At 55.6% G+C, this 16,156-nt stretch carries 17 protein-coding genes; 10 read left to right on the forward strand and 7 right to left on the reverse strand.

The genetic code is table 11. From position 1 onward, the window contains the following. Nucleotides 1–60 precede the first annotated feature (60 nt). Nucleotides 61–696 (reverse strand): TetR/AcrR family transcriptional regulator, encoded by a 636-nt coding sequence (locus tag PH7735_RS15040; protein WP_058312213.1) that lies wholly within the window; start codon nt 694–696, stop codon nt 61–63. A 139-nt stretch (nt 697–835) separates the two neighbouring features. On the opposite strand from PH7735_RS15040, the gene PH7735_RS15045 reads away from it, so the two are divergent. From PH7735_RS15045 to trxC, 7 genes are all read left to right on the forward strand, one after another. Further along, the gene (locus PH7735_RS15045) at nt 836–2,086 is read left to right on the forward strand and encodes a Zn-dependent hydrolase (RefSeq protein ID WP_058312214.1); all 1,251 of its coding nucleotides are present in this window, start codon (nt 836–838) and stop codon (nt 2,084–2,086) included. Nucleotides 2,087–2,183: 97 nt separating this feature from the next. Then, nucleotides 2,184–3,647, forward strand: coding sequence for a dihydropyrimidinase (gene hydA, locus PH7735_RS15050; protein ID WP_058312215.1), 1,464 nt, complete (start codon nt 2,184–2,186; stop codon nt 3,645–3,647). 73 nt (nt 3,648–3,720) lie between these two features. Then, nucleotides 3,721–4,503, forward strand: coding sequence for an ABC transporter ATP-binding protein (locus PH7735_RS15055; RefSeq protein WP_058312216.1), 783 nt, complete (start codon nt 3,721–3,723; stop codon nt 4,501–4,503). Between the two features lie 213 nt (nt 4,504–4,716). After that, complete coding sequence (locus tag PH7735_RS15060; RefSeq protein WP_370737389.1) at nt 4,717–5,592, forward strand: ABC transporter permease; 876 nt, start codon at nt 4,717–4,719, stop codon at nt 5,590–5,592. Beyond that, nucleotides 5,589–6,428: an ABC transporter permease gene (locus tag PH7735_RS15065; RefSeq protein ID WP_058312217.1), complete on the forward strand. Its 840-nt coding sequence runs from the start codon at nt 5,589–5,591 to the stop codon at nt 6,426–6,428. The genes PH7735_RS15060 and PH7735_RS15065 overlap by 4 nt, the downstream gene beginning before the upstream one ends. Before the next feature lie 46 nt (nt 6,429–6,474). Further along, a complete protein-coding gene (locus PH7735_RS15070) occupies nt 6,475–7,464 on the forward strand; it encodes an ABC transporter substrate-binding protein (RefSeq protein WP_058312218.1) in 990 nt (329 codons plus the stop codon). A gap of 132 nt (nt 7,465–7,596) precedes the next feature. Next, complete coding sequence (gene trxC / locus PH7735_RS15075) at nt 7,597–8,028, forward strand: thioredoxin TrxC (RefSeq protein ID WP_058312277.1); 432 nt, start codon at nt 7,597–7,599, stop codon at nt 8,026–8,028. A 13-nt stretch (nt 8,029–8,041) separates the two neighbouring features. Here trxC and PH7735_RS15080 read toward each other — a convergent pair whose 3' ends face one another. Further along, nucleotides 8,042–9,193 (reverse strand): geranylgeranyl reductase family protein, encoded by a 1,152-nt coding sequence (locus PH7735_RS15080; protein WP_058312219.1) that lies wholly within the window; start codon nt 9,191–9,193, stop codon nt 8,042–8,044. 90 nt (nt 9,194–9,283) lie between these two features. Between PH7735_RS15080 and PH7735_RS15085 the strand changes: the two genes are divergently transcribed. Then, nucleotides 9,284–9,673 (forward strand): acyl-CoA thioesterase, encoded by a 390-nt coding sequence (locus PH7735_RS15085; protein ID WP_058312220.1) that lies wholly within the window; start codon nt 9,284–9,286, stop codon nt 9,671–9,673. 75 nt (nt 9,674–9,748) lie between these two features. On the opposite strand, the gene PH7735_RS15090 is transcribed toward PH7735_RS15085, so the two are convergent. The 3 genes from PH7735_RS15090 to ettA form a co-directional block, all read right to left on the reverse strand. Beyond that, entirely contained in the window at nt 9,749–9,985 is a 237-nt protein-coding gene (locus PH7735_RS15090; RefSeq protein WP_145865343.1) for a hypothetical protein, read from the reverse strand. 293 nt (nt 9,986–10,278) lie between these two features. Beyond that, nucleotides 10,279–10,674: a hypothetical protein gene (locus PH7735_RS15095; RefSeq protein ID WP_058312222.1), complete on the reverse strand. Its 396-nt coding sequence runs from the start codon at nt 10,672–10,674 to the stop codon at nt 10,279–10,281. A 183-nt stretch (nt 10,675–10,857) separates the two neighbouring features. Beyond that, complete coding sequence (gene ettA, locus PH7735_RS15100) at nt 10,858–12,525, reverse strand: energy-dependent translational throttle protein EttA (RefSeq protein WP_058312223.1); 1,668 nt, start codon at nt 12,523–12,525, stop codon at nt 10,858–10,860. A gap of 197 nt (nt 12,526–12,722) precedes the next feature. On the opposite strand from ettA, the gene PH7735_RS15105 reads away from it, so the two are divergent. Beyond that, nucleotides 12,723–13,679 (forward strand): hypothetical protein, encoded by a 957-nt coding sequence (locus PH7735_RS15105; RefSeq protein ID WP_058312224.1) that lies wholly within the window; start codon nt 12,723–12,725, stop codon nt 13,677–13,679. Nucleotides 13,680–13,706: 27 nt separating this feature from the next. Here the strand turns inward: PH7735_RS15105 and PH7735_RS15110 are convergent, their stop codons facing one another. Next, the gene (locus tag PH7735_RS15110; RefSeq protein WP_058312225.1) at nt 13,707–14,582 is read right to left on the reverse strand and encodes a bifunctional helix-turn-helix transcriptional regulator/GNAT family N-acetyltransferase; all 876 of its coding nucleotides are present in this window, start codon (nt 14,580–14,582) and stop codon (nt 13,707–13,709) included. Nucleotides 14,583–14,737: 155 nt separating this feature from the next. Between PH7735_RS15110 and PH7735_RS15115 the strand changes: the two genes are divergently transcribed. Continuing rightward, complete coding sequence (locus tag PH7735_RS15115; RefSeq protein ID WP_058312226.1) at nt 14,738–15,337, forward strand: nicotinate-nucleotide adenylyltransferase; 600 nt, start codon at nt 14,738–14,740, stop codon at nt 15,335–15,337. Here PH7735_RS15115 and PH7735_RS15120 read toward each other — a convergent pair. After that, nucleotides 15,330–16,154 (reverse strand): DMT family transporter, encoded by an 825-nt coding sequence (locus tag PH7735_RS15120; RefSeq protein ID WP_233488325.1) that lies wholly within the window; start codon nt 16,152–16,154, stop codon nt 15,330–15,332. The genes PH7735_RS15115 and PH7735_RS15120 overlap by 8 nt on opposite strands. Nucleotides 16,155–16,156 lie beyond the last annotated feature (2 nt).

A 16,156-nucleotide genomic window follows, 5' to 3' on the forward strand; every position in this document is an offset into this window, starting at 1 on the left:
AGGGTTCCTGTCAGGTTGAATGCGAACCTTATGGCATGGGTCTGGCGAGGTCCAGTCGTGTCACTTGATCACGCCGATGCCGCGCAGGATAATATCTTTCACGCTTTTCTTGGCCTCTTCCCACTGTGCATCCGAGAGCGGGGCGCCCCCGTTTAGCGTTTCGATCTGATGTCCGAAGTCGGCGTAGTGCTGGGTGGTTGCCCAAAGCATATACAACAGGTGATGCGGATTGACGGGCGCCATCCGCCCTTCTTCGATCCAGCGCTGCACAATGGCGGCGCGGCCGTCTGTCCATTCCATCAACGTGGTTTCAAGATAGTCCTGAATGACGGGGGCACGGTGCATCACTTCGCTGGCCCAAACCTTTGAACCGGCGGGATGGCGCCGCGAGATTTCCATCTTGGCATCAATGTATGCGCCGATTCCCTCGGCAGGTCCTTCGGCCTGATCAAACGTATCTGCGGCCTGAAGCCAAATCTGAAAGATGTTTTGAACCACCTGACGGTACAGAGATTCTTTTGTCGGGAAATAATAGTGCAGGTTGGCTTTTGGCAGACCGGCAACATCCGCAATCAACTGCATCGTGGCGCCGCCAAACCCCGCTTCTGCAAAGACTTTTTCAGCTGCTGATAAAATAAGCGCTTCATTCTCTTGGCGGCGTTCTTTTTTGCTGTTCGTGCGCGATGTCTGCGGCATGACAAAAACCTATTTCAAAAAAATCTTGACCGGTTGGTCAGACTGTGGTGCGTTGAACTTGACCATACGGTCAGGAATGATCCGATGGCAAGAGGCCCGAACAAAAGGCCCGTAACACGAACGATAATGGAGTGCTGAGATGGCCGCACCTGGCGAGAACCTCAAGATCAATGGCGATCGACTGTGGGACAGTCTGATGGAGATGGCCAAGATCGGCCCCGGTGTTGCAGGTGGCAACAATCGTCAAACGGTCACGGATGAAGACGGCGAAGGTCGTGCCCTGTTCCAGTCATGGTGCGAAGCAGTCGGGTGTACCATGGGTCTAGATACGATGGGCAACATGTTTGCCGAATACCCCGGCACCGACCCCGATGCGCTGCCTGTCTATATCGGCTCGCATCTCGACACCCAGCCGACAGGCGGAAAATACGACGGTGTGCTTGGTGTGCTCGGCGGTCTCGAAGTTCTGCGCACCATCAAGGATCTTGGCATCAAGACCAAACACCCCATCGTTGTGACCAACTGGACCAACGAAGAGGGCACACGTTACGCACCTGCGATGCTGTCGTCCGGCGTGTTCGCAGGAATTCACACCCAGGACTGGGCCTATGACCGCGAAGATGCCGAAGGTCTGAAGTTCGGTGACGAGCTGAAGCGGATCGGCTGGTGTGGCGACGAAGAAGTTGGCGCCCGCAAGATGCACGCGATGTTCGAGTTGCATATCGAACAGGGCCCGATCCTCGAAGCGGAAGGCAAGGACATTGGCGTCGTCACCCACGGTCAGGGCCTGTCGTGGACCCAAGTCACCATCGAAGGCAAAGACAGCCATACAGGATCGACCCCGATGCCAATGCGCAAGAATGCCGGTCTGGGCATGGCGCGCGTGTTGGAAAAGGTTGACGAGATCGCATGGAGCCACGCGCCGCATGCGGTTGGCGCGGCAGGTCACATCGATGTCTATCCAAACTCGCGCAACGTGATCCCCGGCAAAGTGGTGTTTACCGTTGATTTCCGCAGTCCGGACCTGTCGGTGATTGAGGACATGGAAGCGCGTCTGCGTGTCGAAGGGCAAAAGATTGCAGACGACATGGGGCTGACGATTGCGTTTGAAAAGGTCGGCGGATTTGACCCCGTCGCATTTGACGAAACCTGTGTCAGCGCAGTGCGCAATGCAGCCGAGCGTTTGGGCTATAGCCACCGCGATCTGATTTCAGGCGCAGGGCATGATGCCTGCTGGATCAATCAGGTGGCCCCGACAGCAATGATCATGTGCCCTTGCGTGGATGGCCTGTCACATAACGAAGCCGAAGAGATTTCCAAAGAATGGGCTGCGGCGGGCACAGACGTATTGATGCATGCGGTTCTTGAAACAGCCGAGATCGTCGAGTGAAAACCGTGTGAAGCGGCCAACACTCGGGTTTGGCCGCTCTAAGGGATCTCGTGAAAGATAAAGCAGGGACACTGTCCCGCGCCTAGGGAGAAAGCAAATGGGTACCAAAGTTATCAAAGGCGGCATGGTGTGTACTGCCGATCGCACTTGGAAAGCAGACGTCCTGATTGAGGGCGAGATCATCAAACAGATCGGCGAGGATCTGGTTGGCGATGAATACATTGATGCCGAAGGCGCATATGTGATCCCCGGCGGGATTGATCCGCACACGCACCTCGAGATGCCATTTATGGGCACCACCGCCGCGGAAACATTCGAATCCGGCACTTGGGCCGCCGCGGTTGGCGGTACAACCATGGTGGTGGATTTCTGCCTGCCGGGCGAAGACGGGTCGATCAAAAACGCGATCAATGAATGGCATCGCAAATCCGCGCCGCAGATCTGTTCCGATGTGGGCTATCACATGGCTATCACAGGCTGGAACGAGACTGTTTTCGACGAAATGAAAGACGCCGTGGATATGGGCGTGAACTCGTTCAAGCACTTCATGGCCTACAAGGGCGCCCTGATGATCGAGGACGACGAGATGTTCGCCTCGTTCAAGCGGTGCAAGGAATTGGGCGCATTGCCCATGGTCCATGCCGAAAACGGCGATCTGGTTGCCGATATGCAGCAACAAATGCTGGAACAGGGGATCACCGGACCCGAAGGCCACGCCTATTCCCGCCCGCCAGAGTTTGAAGGCGAAGCCGCCAACCGCGCCATTACCATTGCCGATGCCGCCGGTGTGCCTCTCTATATTGTGCACGTCAGCTGCGAACAGACACACGAAGCGATCCGCCGCGCCCGCCAAAAGGGCATGCGCGTCTACGGCGAGCCTTTGATCCAGTTTCTGACACTGGACGAAAGCGAATACTTCAAAGGCGACTGGATGCATTCGGCACGGCGCGTGATGTCGCCACCGTTCCGGGACAAAAGCCATCAGGACAGCCTCTGGGCGGGTCTGCAGGCGGGCAGCCTACAGGTTGTGGCCACCGACCACGCGGCCTTTACCAGCGAGCAAAAGCTGATGGGCAAAGACAACTTCTGCCTAATCCCGAACGGCTCGAATGGCCTTGAAGAGCGCCTTGCCGTACTGTGGACCGAAGGTGTGGAAACCGGTCGCCTGACACCTAACGAGTTTGTGGCCGCGACCTCGACCAATGTCGCGAAAATCCTCAATATCTACCCCAAGAAAGGGGCGATTGTCGAAGGCGCCGATGCAGATATCGTAGTTTGGGACCCGAAGATCAGCAAAACCATCAGCCAGGCCAACCATCACTCCGTGCTGGACTACAACGTGTTCGAAGGCTTCGAGGTCAAGGCGCAATCACGCTACACTCTGAGCCGCGGCGAAGTGATCTGGGCGTGGGGGCAGAACTCGCAGCCCAATCCCGGACGTGGCCGCTTTGTACCGCGCCCTGCCTTTCCGAGTGCGAATGTCGCCCTGTCCAAGTGGAAAGAACTGACCGCACCCAAACAAATCAACCGAGACCCGATGAATATTCCCGCCGGGATATAATGAAATTCTGTGACCTCGCCTTTGGCGGGGTCACACCAAATGCAAGCCAGCCAAGGCAAGCGGAGCAACGACTTTGACAACCGATCCCGTGATCAGCGCAAAAAACCTGTCGCTGACTTTCCAAACGAATGACGGTCCTGTTCACGCCCTAAAAGACGTGAATCTTGAGATCAACAAAGGTGATTTCGTAAGTTTCATCGGCCCTTCGGGCTGTGGCAAAACCACGTTCTTACGGGTCATGGCTGATCTCGAGAAACCGACCGCGGGTGAAATCACGGTGAACGGTGTGAGTGCCGAAGACGCGCGTCGCGCCCGTGCCTATGGTTATGTATTTCAACATGCAGGGCTCTACCCTTGGCGCACAATTGGCGGCAACATCCGTCTGCCGCTCGAGATTATGGGGGTCAGCAAATCTGAACAGGACGCTGCGGTCAAAGAAGTGCTGGAAATGGTGCATCTGGACGGTTTTGAAAAAAAGTATCCATGGCAATTGTCAGGGGGCATGCAGCAACGTGCCTCCATCGCTCGGGCACTCGCGTTTCATGCGGATATTCTGTTGATGGATGAACCTTTTGGTGCCCTCGACGAAATTGTACGCGACCATTTGAACGAGCAACTGCTTGAACTGTGGGCACGCACCAACAAAACCATTGGCTTTGTCACCCATTCGATCCCCGAAGCGGTCTACCTTTCGACCAAAATCGTGGTGATGTCCCCAAGGCCGGGCCGGATCACGGATGTCATTGAAAGCACTTTGCCAAAAGAACGTCCCTTGGAAATCCGCGACTCACCCGAGTTCATCGAAATCGCACATCGGGTACGGGATGGACTAAGAGCGGGACATGCGCATGACTGATGCATGCGCATATCCCACCGGAGCCGCCCTTACCAAGGGTACGCAACCTTTCACTGTTCACGGTCATCGGCTCTCCAGCCTGTACCGTGCACAAAACCAAACAGCGAAACCTTTCGTTGTTCTTAAAATACTCATCAATTTTGACCTCGTTTCTTTGGGAAACGGAGTCATTGCGAGTATTTGTGGAACAATGAAAAGCATGGAGGCGCTTTGATGCGGAATGTGCTTCCTGTTTTGACAGTTGTCATCGCAATTTTCGTGCTTTGGTATGCTGGGGCCGTTGCCCTGAACGCGGCTTGGGCACATGACAAAGCCAAACGTGCGGGTGTTGAGCTGACGACGTCTGAGTTGATTGCAGATACAATGAGCCAGAAAAAACCGAAACTTCCTCCGCCGCATCAAGTGGGCGCCGAGATTTGGAAAACAACCGGTGCAATGGTGATCAAGGGCAAGGCTTTTTCGAAGCGGTCCCTTTTATATCACACCGGGATTACTCTCAGCTCGACTTTGCTTGGTTTTGCGATGGGAACGGCGTTGGGAATCGCCCTTGCTGTGGGGATTGTCTATAATCGCACGATGGACATGAGTGTGATGCCTTGGGTGATCGCGTCTCAGACCATTCCAATTCTGGCAATTGCACCGATGATTATTGTGGTTCTCAACGCGGTTGGCATATCGGGTCTGCTGCCCAAGGCCGTGATCTCGATGTATTTGTCGTTTTTCCCTGTGGTCGTAGGCATGGTGAAGGGGCTTCGCAGTCCGGACCATATGCAGCTTGACCAGATGAAAACCTGGAATGCCAATTCCAATCAGGAGTTCTGGAAACTGCGCTTGCCATCTTCGATGCCGTATTTGTTCACATCATTGAAAATCGCGATGGCGGCGTCGCTTGTCGGGGCCATTGTTGGTGAATTGCCAACCGGTGCGGTTGCCGGTCTGGGCGCGCGGTTGCTCGGGGGCAGTTATTATGGACAGACCATTCAAATCTGGAGTGCCCTTTTGGTTGCGGCGGCGCTTGCTGCCGGGCTTGTCGGGTTGATCGGGCTTTTTCAGAAGATTGTTCTGAAACGTATGGGGATGGCGCGATGATCTGGATCCTTTCAGGCTTTGTCATTTGGGGTGTCGGCTGGCGGTTGAACATCTGGCTTTCACACAAGCCCAAGACATCGTTCACACGTTTGGCGGTTCCTATCATTTTCGGGATCACACTGATTGCGATGTGGGAGTGTTTTGTGCGGGGGCTCGAGATTTCTCCGGTACTTTTGCCGCCTCCCTCGATGATCGCGGTCGCCTTTGCCGAGTCGACCAACATTCTTTGGGAAGACTTCGTTCAGACTGTGATCAAGGGCGCCTTGTCCGGCTATATCATTGGCTGCGGCGCGGCGTTCCTGACGGCCATAGCAATTGATCGCTTTCCCTTTTTGCAGCGTGGGCTTTTGCCGGTTGGTAACTTTGTGGCCGCCTTGCCGATCATTGGTATGGCACCGATCCTTGTGATGTGGTTCGGTTTTGACTGGCAATCCAAGGCTGCGGTTGTTGTGGTGATGGTGTTCTTCCCGATGCTTGTGAATACCGTTCAGGGGCTTCAGGCCTCGGATCATATGCAGCGCGATTTGATGCGGACCTATGCCGCGAGCTATGCTCAAACTTTGATCAAACTCCGGCTGCCCGCCGCAATGCCATTTATATTTAACGGCCTCAAAATCGCGACAACGCTTGCGTTGATCGGGGCAATCGTGGCTGAATTCTTTGGGTCACCAATCAAAGGCATGGGATTTCGGATTTCGACGTCTGTGGGTCAGCTCGCACTCGATTTGGTCTGGGCCGAAATTGTTGTCGCCGCGGTCGTCGGATCGGCATTCTACGGGGGCGTTGCATTGCTCGAGAAAGCGGTAACATCCTGGCATCCATCACAAAGAGGCTGAAAGCAGCCCGCATTAAACAGATAAAGTTCAACAAGGAGAGACGAAGATGAAAACTCTAGCAAAAACACTTGGCGCTGCCGCGCTTGGGTTTGCCGCCAGCATGGCACATGCCGCAGACGACGTAACCCTACAGCTCAAGTGGGTCACGCAAGCGCAATTCGCAGGGTACTATGTTGCGGCTGACAAAGGATTTTACGAAGAAGAGGGCCTTAACGTCACAATCAAGCCCGGTGGTCCGGATATTGCGCCGGCTCAGGTGATTGCGGGTGGCGGTGCAGACGTTGTTCTGGACTGGATGCCATCGGCGCTTGCGTCACGCGAAAAGGGTCTGGCGCTGGTCAACATTGCGCAGCCCTTCAAATCTTCGGGCATGATGCTGACGTGCCGCAAGGACGCAGGCATTGCTTCGCCAGCTGACTTTGCAGGCAAAACACTGGGTGTTTGGTTCTTTGGCAACGAATATCCGTTCCTGAGCTGGATGAACAAACTTGGTCTTTCAACAGAAGGTGGCGCTGATGGCGTGACTGTTCTCAAGCAAGGCTTCAACGTTGATCCGATTCTGCAAGGTCAGGCGGCTTGTGTGTCGACCATGACCTATAACGAATACTGGCAGATCATTGATGCGGGCCTGACACCGGATGATCTGGTTGTGTTCAAGTATGAAGATCAGGGCGTCGCTACGCTGGAAGACGGCATGTATGTGCTGGAAGACAACCTGAAAGATCCGGCGTTCGAAGACAAGATGGTCCGTTTCGTACGTGCATCCATGAAAGGCTGGAAGTGGGCGGAAGCCAACCCAACCGACGCTGCCATGATCGTTCTGGACAACGACGCATCGGGTGCCCAGACAGAAGAGCACCAGATCCGCATGATGGGCGAAATCGCCAAGCTGACCGCAGCCTCGAATGGTGCGCTTGACCCTGCAGATTACGAGCGCACGGTTGCAAGCCTGATGTCGGGCGGTTCTGACCCTGTCATCACAGCCAAGCCAGAAGGCGCTTGGACACATGCCATCACAGACAAGGCGCTGAAGTAAGCGTTTTACCGCGGGGAGCAACGCGGACGAAGGGCCAGAGGGAAACCTCTGGCCCTTTTGCGTGGGTGGGGTTCCAATTGTGAAGCGAAGTCATATATATCTCGAAATCTGAACATGTTTGGAGCAGAAACAATGAGCGGTAAGAAGCTGACCTGTCTGGGGTGTGGCCAAGTCAACAGGGTTCCTGTCGACAAGCTAGCCTCTGGCCCAAAGTGCGGCACATGTGGTGCAAAGCTGATTTCGTCAAAGGTGATCGAGGTCGATCTTGCGACTTTGCAAAAGGCCGCCCGCAACGATGACTTGCCTTTGGTGGTGGATTTCTGGGCGCCTTGGTGCGGTCCTTGTCGCCAGATGGCGCCGCAATTTCAACAAGCCGCGCAAGATTTGAATGGGCAGGTGCGTCTTGTGAAGCTGAATACTGAGGATCATCCACAAGCCAGCAGGACCTATGGCATTCGCGGCATCCCGACGATGGCAACCTTTGCAGGGGGGCGTGAAAAGGCCCGTCAATCCGGTGCCATGCCCGCCTCGGCCATTGTGAATTGGGTGCGCAAGAGCATCTAGCGCAGCAGGGTGTCTAGCGCCGAAACCTGTTAAGAACATAGCGGGGCAGGCGGCGCACAACCGCGCGCGCCAGCTCGGGGTACTCCATCTCGCCAGCCAGCAGCTGCATGTACATCATGCGCACCGTACCCGAACGGCGAAACGTGCCTGTGAAGGCGGACTGCCATTTGGGGGCAAAAATGATGCGGCGGAGATTGCGCGCAATCCAAAGAGAGCGGTGCATCTCTTTCAGCGAGGTCTGATAGAGTGCCAGCGCCTTGTCAGGGGAGTCTTGCGACAGGGCCTTGATTGCGGATTGCGCCGCCAGTTGTCCGCTTTTCATGGCGAATGCGATGCCTTCGCCGGTGATCGGGTCCACAAGACCCGCAGCATCACCAGCCAACAGGATATTCTTGCGGCCGGGGATGGCGCGAAAATCCCCAAAGGGCAGGTGGTGCCCCTTGAAACGTTTTGTGTCGCCGTCCAGACCAAGCGAAGTCAGATAGCTCGACATCTTGTCTTTCATGTCCGGATTGGCGGAACGTAGTCCGCCAACCCCCACAGTGGTGGAGCCCTGTTTGGGGAATGACCATCCATAGCCCCAGGTCGCGGAAGCGAAATCGATCCGCAATGGCTGGTCTTGTAGGGATTGTTCTGCCGGTGACGCCTCGATCTCGAGGCCAAACCCAATTGTGCTTGTGTCGAAAGCTTTGCCATACAGGTATTTGGCGGCAATCGAATTGACCCCGTCCGCGCCGATTATGATGCTTGCGCCCAGCCGCGCGCCATCTTTGAGGGTAACGCTGCCACCATCGATTTCGGCGATGGCATGGCCGGTCCGATCCTCGGCACCAGCTGCCAAGGCATGTTGAAACAATGTATTGTCCAACTCGACCCGCATGGTGAGATTAAAGGGCGGAACGTCTTCCAGCCGTGCAAGGCGGCTGCCTTCATGCCAGAACTCAATGGCATCCCGCGTGACCGCGCCGGTGGTGTCAAAGTCCTCGCCAAAGATTTCGCGATAATATGACCTGCTGCGACCGGTAAACAGCCCGCCACAAAGCTTGTTGCGTGGAAAGCTTGCCTTGTCGAGCAGAGCAACGCGATACCCCGCAGCCGCGGCTGTTGTGGCTGCGGCGCTTCCGGCAGGGCCGGCGCCGATGACAAGGATGTCATAATTGGTCATAGGGTTCTCAAGTTGCGCCCCGTGGTTCTACCAGCTTTTCCGCAGCAATCCAGCGGGTTAGGATGGCGATAAGCAACAAGGAGCCAAGATATGAGCGAAGAGATCTATCCCAGCGGTGAAGCCACGCTGCGAACCGTGGCGATGCCTTCGGATGTGAACGTGAATGGCGACATATTTGGCGGTTGGGTTTTGGCGCAGATGGATGTTGCCAGTGGCATTGTCGCGGCGCAAAGAGGTCAGGGGCGCGTGACCACCGTTGCGGTGGATGCCATGAAGTTCATTCGCCCTGTGGCTGTCGGAGATATTCTGTGTGTGTGGGCTTGGGTCGAACGGATCGGGCGCAGCTCAATGGGGATCCGTATCGAGGCCTGGGTTGTACGGCATCAGGGACGTGCCAAGGAAAAGGTCACCGAAGCGGTTTTTACCTATGTCGCAATTGACGAACATGGAAAACCCAGACCTGTTCCGGACGAAGCGTAAGGATTTTAATGGAAGCAACGCTGTGGCAGCGGGACAGCGACCGCCACAGCGTTTCTTTTCACAAAGTCCGGCAGATCAGTGTGTCGTCACCGGATGATGTGCGTCAGCGTGTTCCTGGTCGTCCGCTGGGGAAAGCCGGTGACGCAGGACGTCCAAAAGCCATAGGAAAAGGAAAAATGCGATTGGATAGCCGATTGCGAACCCCATATACGTGGTAAATGCCTGCCAAAGACCGTTTTCAAGAACGACAATCTGAACAGCGGCCAAGAACAGGCCGATCATGCTGCAGATTAGGATCATTACTAAGGCCATGGGATTCTCCTGCCTGTGGCGCGGGGACAAATAGGCGCCATTCCTCGTAATATAAGGCACCAAGAGAATGCGTCAAAAATACGGCATCTCAGGGGCACACATGCGTCAAACACCAAAAAAGGCGGATTTTCGCAGATTATGCCAGTTGAGTTAATGAGCGGTTAATCTGCACTCCGTCCTCGTGACTCTACCCGATTTCACCGCAAAAAGCAGTAAGAACCGGTCGCGTTCACGCGTTTAGGTCAGAGATGTCTTGAAGTGCAGGAGGTAGGCGCCTTTAAGAGACGGAAATCTCAGTCGGATTTCACAGGCGATTTGTCGAGCATGGTTTGAAACAGTGTTACCAACCACGCAGCAACCGCAGCAGATGTTGCAATCCAGCCAAAGAACCAAAGTTTACCGGCAAAGGCGTCCTCTGCATAGGAGGCGGCAAATTGCTCTCCACCGTATTTGGCCACACCAAAGGCTGCGACCACGGCAACGGCAAAGGTAATGCGCCGGACCATCGCAGAGATCGTAAGGCGTGTGGCCAAGACCGCGATGACAATACCAATCGGCGCACCGATCAATACGGACTTCGTCGACCACCACGGGTGTGCCCCAAAGCTTGTCGGGACATCAAACACCACGACCAGTGCCATGACGATTGCAGCAAGGATAACGGGCAGGGCTGGCTTCAAGGCTTGCATGGGATCTCCGAGGTGGATGGTTTGTCATTGGTTAACGAAGTGAGGTCCTGCCGCCAAGAGGTGTTTCAAGAGGCTGGCGAGGATGTGACGACATGGAAGGCGCTGGAGGCGGGTATAGGCCTGACCCCAGAAACGGGATGATCTGGGCCAAAAGAAAGGGCGGCCTGAAAGCCGCCCTTTGCATTAACGCGAGAACTTTTTGTGCTTCAGGCGCTTGGGTTCAAGCGCATCGGCGCCAAGACGGCGTTTCTTGTCTTCTTCGTAGTCTTCGAAGTTGCCTTCAAACCATTCCACATGGGCATCACCTTCGAAGGCGAGCATGTGGGTACAGATCCGGTCGAGGAAAAAGCGGTCGTGCGAGATGACCACGGCGCAACCTGCAAAGTCGACAAGGGCGTCTTCGAGGGCCCGCAGGGTTTCGACGTCCAGATCGTTGGTCGGTTCGTCGAGCAACAGCACGTTGCCGCCTTCTTTGAGCAAGCGCGCCATGTGGACGCGGTTACGCTCACCACCGGACAAGAGGTTCAGCGGCTTTTGCTGGTCACCGCCTTTAAAGTTGAAGGACGAACAATAGGCACGGGAATTGACCTGTGCGTCACCCAGTTCGATGATTTCGGCACCGCCGGAAATCGCTTCCCAAACGGTTTCGCTGTCTTTGAGATCATCGCGCGACTGATCCACATAGGACAGCTTTACTGTGTCGCCGTATTCAACGGTGCCTTCATCGGGCTGTTCCTGACCTGTCAGCATTTTGAACAGGGTTGATTTACCTGCACCGTTGGGGCCGATCACGCCGACGATACCACCGGGGGGCAGCGAGAATTCGAGGTTCTCGATCAGTTGTTTGTCGCCGAAGTGCTTCGATATACCGTTAACCTCGATCACTTTAGAGCCAAGACGCGGACCGTTTGGAATAACGATCTGGGCGCGGCCGACTTTTTCGCGCTCGGACTGGTTGGCCATCTCGTTATAGGCCGAGATACGCGCTTTGGATTTTGCCTGACGGGCTTTCTGGCCCTGACGCATCCATTCAAGTTCGCGTTCCAGCGTTTTCTGTTTGGATTTGTCTTCTTTGGCTTCGTGCTCAAGACGTTTGGCTTTTTGCTCGAGCCAGGCAGAGTAGTTGCCTTCGTAGGGAATGCCCTTGCCGCGGTCCAGTTCGAGAATCCAGCTGGTGATATCATCGAGGAAATACCGGTCGTGCGTTACGCAGAGGATGGTGCCCTTGTAGTCGATCAGGTGCTGTTGCAGCCAAGCGATGGTTTCGGCGTCAAGGTGGTTGGTCGGTTCGTCAAGCAGAAGCATATCGGGTGCTTCCAGCAGCAGTTTGCACAATGCAACACGACGTGCTTCACCGCCCGACAGATCCGAAATCTTGGCGTCATCAGGAGGGCAGCGCAGGGCCTCCATCGAGATGTCGACCTGACTGTCCAGATCCCAGAGGTTTTCGGAATCGATGGCGTCTTGCAGGACGGTCATCTCTTCCATCAACTCGTCGGAATAATTCTCGGCCATTTCCATCGCGATTGCGTTGAAGCGGTCCACTTTGGCTTTTTTCTCGGAAACACCCAGCATGACGTTTTCGCGCACGGTCAGGGTTTCGTCGAGTTTGGGTTCCTGAGGCAGGTAGCCCACTTTGGCGCCTTCTGCGGCCCAGGCTTCCCCTGTGAACTCTTTGTCCATGCCGGCCATGATTTTCATCAGGGTTGATTTACCGGCGCCGTTGACGCCAACCACGCCGATTTTCACACCGGGCAGGAAGCTGAGGTGAATGTTCTCGAAGCATTTCTTGCCACCAGGATAGGTCTTGGAGACCCCCTGCATGTGGTAGACGTATTGATAGGATGCCATTGGTGCCGACTCCGGTTGGAAATAAGGTGTTGCAGGGTGTGATAACGAATGGGCGGACGAGGAGCAATGCGAGGATGTGCAAAAGCCGAGGGCAAAAGGTGGTTGGCGGTGGCTGAATGGGCGCTGGTTGATTGACATCGCGTAGTTGGCAAGCCAAACCTTCGAGCAGAGACGATTTTGCGAGACAGATTTCGAGTATGCGCCGACTTTGGATCCACATTGGACATGACAAGACAGGCTCATCCTATTTGCAGGCATTGTTCGCCAGAAATCTGGATGTTCTCGCTTCTCATGGGATCGGGTATCCCATTCGCACCGGTTTGAAAGACCTCGCCACGCGCGGGATCACGACATCTGGCACGGAGCATGACGACGGGCTTGAAGCGCGGATAGAGTCGTTGCCGGCAAATCAGGACGTTTTGTTAAGCTACGAGGGCTTTTTCAACAGCCTTGCCGAGCAGTTTGATACCGAAATGGAGCGTTGGCGGTCGTGGTGTACCCGATTTGGGTTTGATGAAATCCACGTCCTGTTGTTTATCCGCAATCCGATCGGGCATGCGACGTCGTCTTACATGCAAATCGTGCGGGCGCATGGCGGTGTTAATCCGCTGGATGCATATGTCCGCAAATACAACCGCCCCTTGATCACCATGCGTGTGCTCAAGCGGTTGCAGAGTCAGAAAGAGATCGCATCAATAACGGTGCGCAACTACTCGCGGGTGCGCAACGCGGTTGCCGATGAAGTTCTGGCCTGGTTGCCGGTTGAGCCCGATGTTGCGTTTCATGAAAGTAAGGATGAAGTCATCAATCGGGGTCTGACGGATGCCGAAATGATTGTGACGCGTTGGGTAAACGGGTGGTCTCCTGCCTTTGGTCGGAAACTGGCCATACAAGCACAGCGGTCCTATCCCGATCTGCAGGCATCCCGCATTTGGCCCTCGTTTGATGCGCAACAGAACATGTTGCGGCGTAACAAGGATGCCATGGGGGTTGTGAACCAAATGGCAGGCCCGTTGGGCAGTTACGAAATCGACACCCAGCCCCCCCATGAAGAAAAGACCAGCCGCGCCAAGGTCTGGGGCACAGGGCTGCGTATGTTTGTGTCGTTAGGGCGCGCGCGTGTCACCGCATTGGCACGCAAAATCCTACCCTAACAGTATCAGGCCGGAAACGGGCCGCTTTCAGAGGTGCTTTTCGAAGAAAACGTCCGGATACGGATCGTCATTGAACCGGTCAATTTCGGTCCATCCCGATTTCTGATAGAGCGCAACCGCTTCGGGCAGTGCCGAATTCGTGTCGAGGCGCAGCGTTTTGATCCCGAGTTTCTGTGCGGTTTCTTCGACTTGCCCCATCAGGCGGCGGGCAAGCCCAAGACCGCGAGAGGCAGGAGATATCCAAAGGCGTTTGATTTCCGCATACCCTTTGTCAGTACCTTTGAGACCCACACAGCCAAGGGGCAGCCCGTCTGACAGGGCGACAAGAAACGATCCGCGCGGGGGCAGCATATCTGCGGCGTCGGGATCGCAGCTTAGGTTCACATCAAAACCGGTTTCGAGGCGTCGCGCCAGTTCGCCATAGTATTCTTGCAGGCAATAGAGCGCATCCGGCGTCGTGGGGGAAACTTCAATCACCGAGATATCATCACGACCAAGCGCAGTTGCAACCAGATCCATTGCTGCCAGCAGGGTTTCCGAGGACACGTGACGGGTCAGGAGCGACTGTGCCTGTTGATCTGACAGCGCATTATAGGCTTCAAATTCGGCGCGGCCGGCGTCTGTAAGATCGGCAATGCGTCGACGGCCATCTTCGGGCGCTGCACGAAGCGTAACAAGACCGTCGTCTTGCAGGGTTTTCAAAAAGCGGCTGAGCACGGCTTTTTCAAGACCGAGGTAAAGGCGCAACGTTTCCAGATCGCCCCCCTTGTGTCCAATCGCATGGATCACACGTGCAGGGCCCAAAGGGCGCCCTCGTCCCAGAAAGGATTGGTCCAAAACGCCGGTTTCTCGGGTCACAGCTCGGTTGAAACGGCGGATGCGGGCAACGGGATCAAGAGGCATTGGTTTACTTTGGTCAACTAAATTTTCCGCACCATATCCGATCTCGTATACAGGTCAAGAGACGAGATTGCCTGCAACCTGTTTCTGGCGCTCAAAGATCGAAAAGGGGTAAACCGTTGTTGTCACAGGCAAACCGGCGCAGTAAACCGAAGCCCATGCTTGGCGTGCAAGGGAAATATCGCGGTTTGACCATCGGTCTGCTGGGAGGATCGTTTGATCCCCCCCACGAAGGTCATGCGCGTATCACACGCGAAGCGTTGAAGCGGTTCAATCTGGATCGGGTGTGGTGGCTGGTTAGCCCGGGAAATCCACTGAAAGATCAAGGGCCAGCGTCGATGGCGCGGCGCGTTGAGGCTGCCCAAAATCTGATGCAGCATCCAAAGGTTGATATTTCGGATTTCGAATATCGTGCGGGCACAAGGTACACTGCGGAAACCATTGCCGCGTTGCAGGCGGCCTATCCGCGGGTGCGCTTTGTCTGGTTGATGGGCGCGGACAATCTGGCCCAGTTCCATATGTGGAAAGACTGGCGCGAGATTATGCATCGGGTGCCTGTTGGCGTGTTGGCACGTCCCGGTGATCGCACAAGCGCGCGCAGCGGGCCGGCGGCACAGATTTTCGGCCGCTATCGTCTCAGATCGAGAGAAAGCCGTTTGCTGTCCACTGTGACGACACCGGCATGGTGCTTTGTTAATATGCCGATGACAGATGCAAGTTCGACGGAAATTCGCGCGGCGGGACGTTGGGTCAGGTAAGTTTCACGCTGCGGCGATTGAGAAGGGCAGAGGCAAGACCGGCCCCGATGATAAGGAACAGACCAGCGATCGTGACAGCATCCGGCAGGTCATGAAAGACCAGCCAGCCGAGTATCACGGCCGAGATCAACTGGAAGTAAACAAAGGGGGCCAGTGTTGTGGCGTCCGCGCGGGCATAGGCAAAGAGCAACAAAAAGTTCCCGCCCATCGAGAAAACAGCGCTTGCCAAAGTAAGGGTCATCATCGTGCCCGAAAGAGGCGGGATCAGCGTGATACAGAATGGTGTCATCAAAACCGCGCTTAGGAAGAGCTGTGTGAACAGCAGGCTTCCAGGGCGACCGACCGCGGATAACCAGCGGGACGCGGTCAGGAACGCGCCGTAAAACAGCCCCGCAACAAGGGCAAATCCCAGACCTGACGATGCCTGAAATCCGGGGCGCACGACCAAGAGCACACCAAGAAACCCGAGTGCCATCAAGACGGAACGAAGAGGGGTGACGCGTTCTTTCAACAACACCACGGACAAGACATAGCTGAAGATCGGGCCAACGAAAAAGGCCGCGAACACATCTGCAACTGGTGCTGTTTGAAGTGCAAACTGGATATTCGTGATGCCGCCCGTCAAGAGCATGGCCCGAAGCCAAATGCGCCAATCCCGCATCAGGCGAAGTGTGCCCGCGCGGACCAAAGGCAAGGCGATCAGGCTTCCGATCACAAAACGGGACCATGCCACATAAAGCGGACTTGCCTCGTGCGCGGATGACAACAGCTTGCCCGCGGTGTCCCCTGCCGGGATCATCGACATCGCGATGAACATTA

Origin of the sequence: Shimia thalassica (genome assembly GCF_001458215.1) — a bacterium.
GTDB classification, from domain to species: domain Bacteria; phylum Pseudomonadota; class Alphaproteobacteria; order Rhodobacterales; family Rhodobacteraceae; genus Shimia; species Shimia thalassica.

What these genes read in the sequence shown, in the direction of transcription:
- PH7735_RS15040 (WP_058312213.1), bottom strand. Translation starts at nt 696, where the DNA reads ATGCCGCAGACATCGCGCACGAACAGCAAAAAAGAACGCCGCCAAGAG.
- PH7735_RS15060 (WP_370737389.1), top strand. Translation starts at nt 4,717, where the DNA reads ATGCGGAATGTGCTTCCTGTTTTGACAGTTGTCATCGCAATTTTCGTG.
- PH7735_RS15095 (WP_058312222.1), bottom strand. Translation starts at nt 10,674, where the DNA reads ATGCAAGCCTTGAAGCCAGCCCTGCCCGTTATCCTTGCTGCAATCGTC.
- hydA (WP_058312215.1), top strand. Translation starts at nt 2,184, where the DNA reads ATGGGTACCAAAGTTATCAAAGGCGGCATGGTGTGTACTGCCGATCGC.
- PH7735_RS15085 (WP_058312220.1), top strand. Translation starts at nt 9,284, where the DNA reads ATGAGCGAAGAGATCTATCCCAGCGGTGAAGCCACGCTGCGAACCGTG.
- PH7735_RS15070 (WP_058312218.1), top strand. Translation starts at nt 6,475, where the DNA reads ATGAAAACTCTAGCAAAAACACTTGGCGCTGCCGCGCTTGGGTTTGCC.
- PH7735_RS15105 (WP_058312224.1), top strand. Translation starts at nt 12,723, where the DNA reads ATGCGCCGACTTTGGATCCACATTGGACATGACAAGACAGGCTCATCC.
- ettA (WP_058312223.1), bottom strand. Translation starts at nt 12,525, where the DNA reads ATGGCATCCTATCAATACGTCTACCACATGCAGGGGGTCTCCAAGACC.
- PH7735_RS15115 (WP_058312226.1), top strand. Translation starts at nt 14,738, where the DNA reads ATGCTTGGCGTGCAAGGGAAATATCGCGGTTTGACCATCGGTCTGCTG.
- PH7735_RS15080 (WP_058312219.1), bottom strand. Translation starts at nt 9,193, where the DNA reads ATGACCAATTATGACATCCTTGTCATCGGCGCCGGCCCTGCCGGAAGC.
- PH7735_RS15120 (WP_233488325.1), bottom strand. Translation starts at nt 16,154, where the DNA reads ATGTTCATCGCGATGTCGATGATCCCGGCAGGGGACACCGCGGGCAAG.
- trxC (WP_058312277.1), top strand. Translation starts at nt 7,597, where the DNA reads ATGAGCGGTAAGAAGCTGACCTGTCTGGGGTGTGGCCAAGTCAACAGG.
- PH7735_RS15090 (WP_145865343.1), bottom strand. Translation starts at nt 9,985, where the DNA reads ATGGCCTTAGTAATGATCCTAATCTGCAGCATGATCGGCCTGTTCTTG.
- PH7735_RS15045 (WP_058312214.1), top strand. Translation starts at nt 836, where the DNA reads ATGGCCGCACCTGGCGAGAACCTCAAGATCAATGGCGATCGACTGTGG.
- PH7735_RS15065 (WP_058312217.1), top strand. Translation starts at nt 5,589, where the DNA reads ATGATCTGGATCCTTTCAGGCTTTGTCATTTGGGGTGTCGGCTGGCGG.
- PH7735_RS15110 (WP_058312225.1), bottom strand. Translation starts at nt 14,582, where the DNA reads ATGCCTCTTGATCCCGTTGCCCGCATCCGCCGTTTCAACCGAGCTGTG.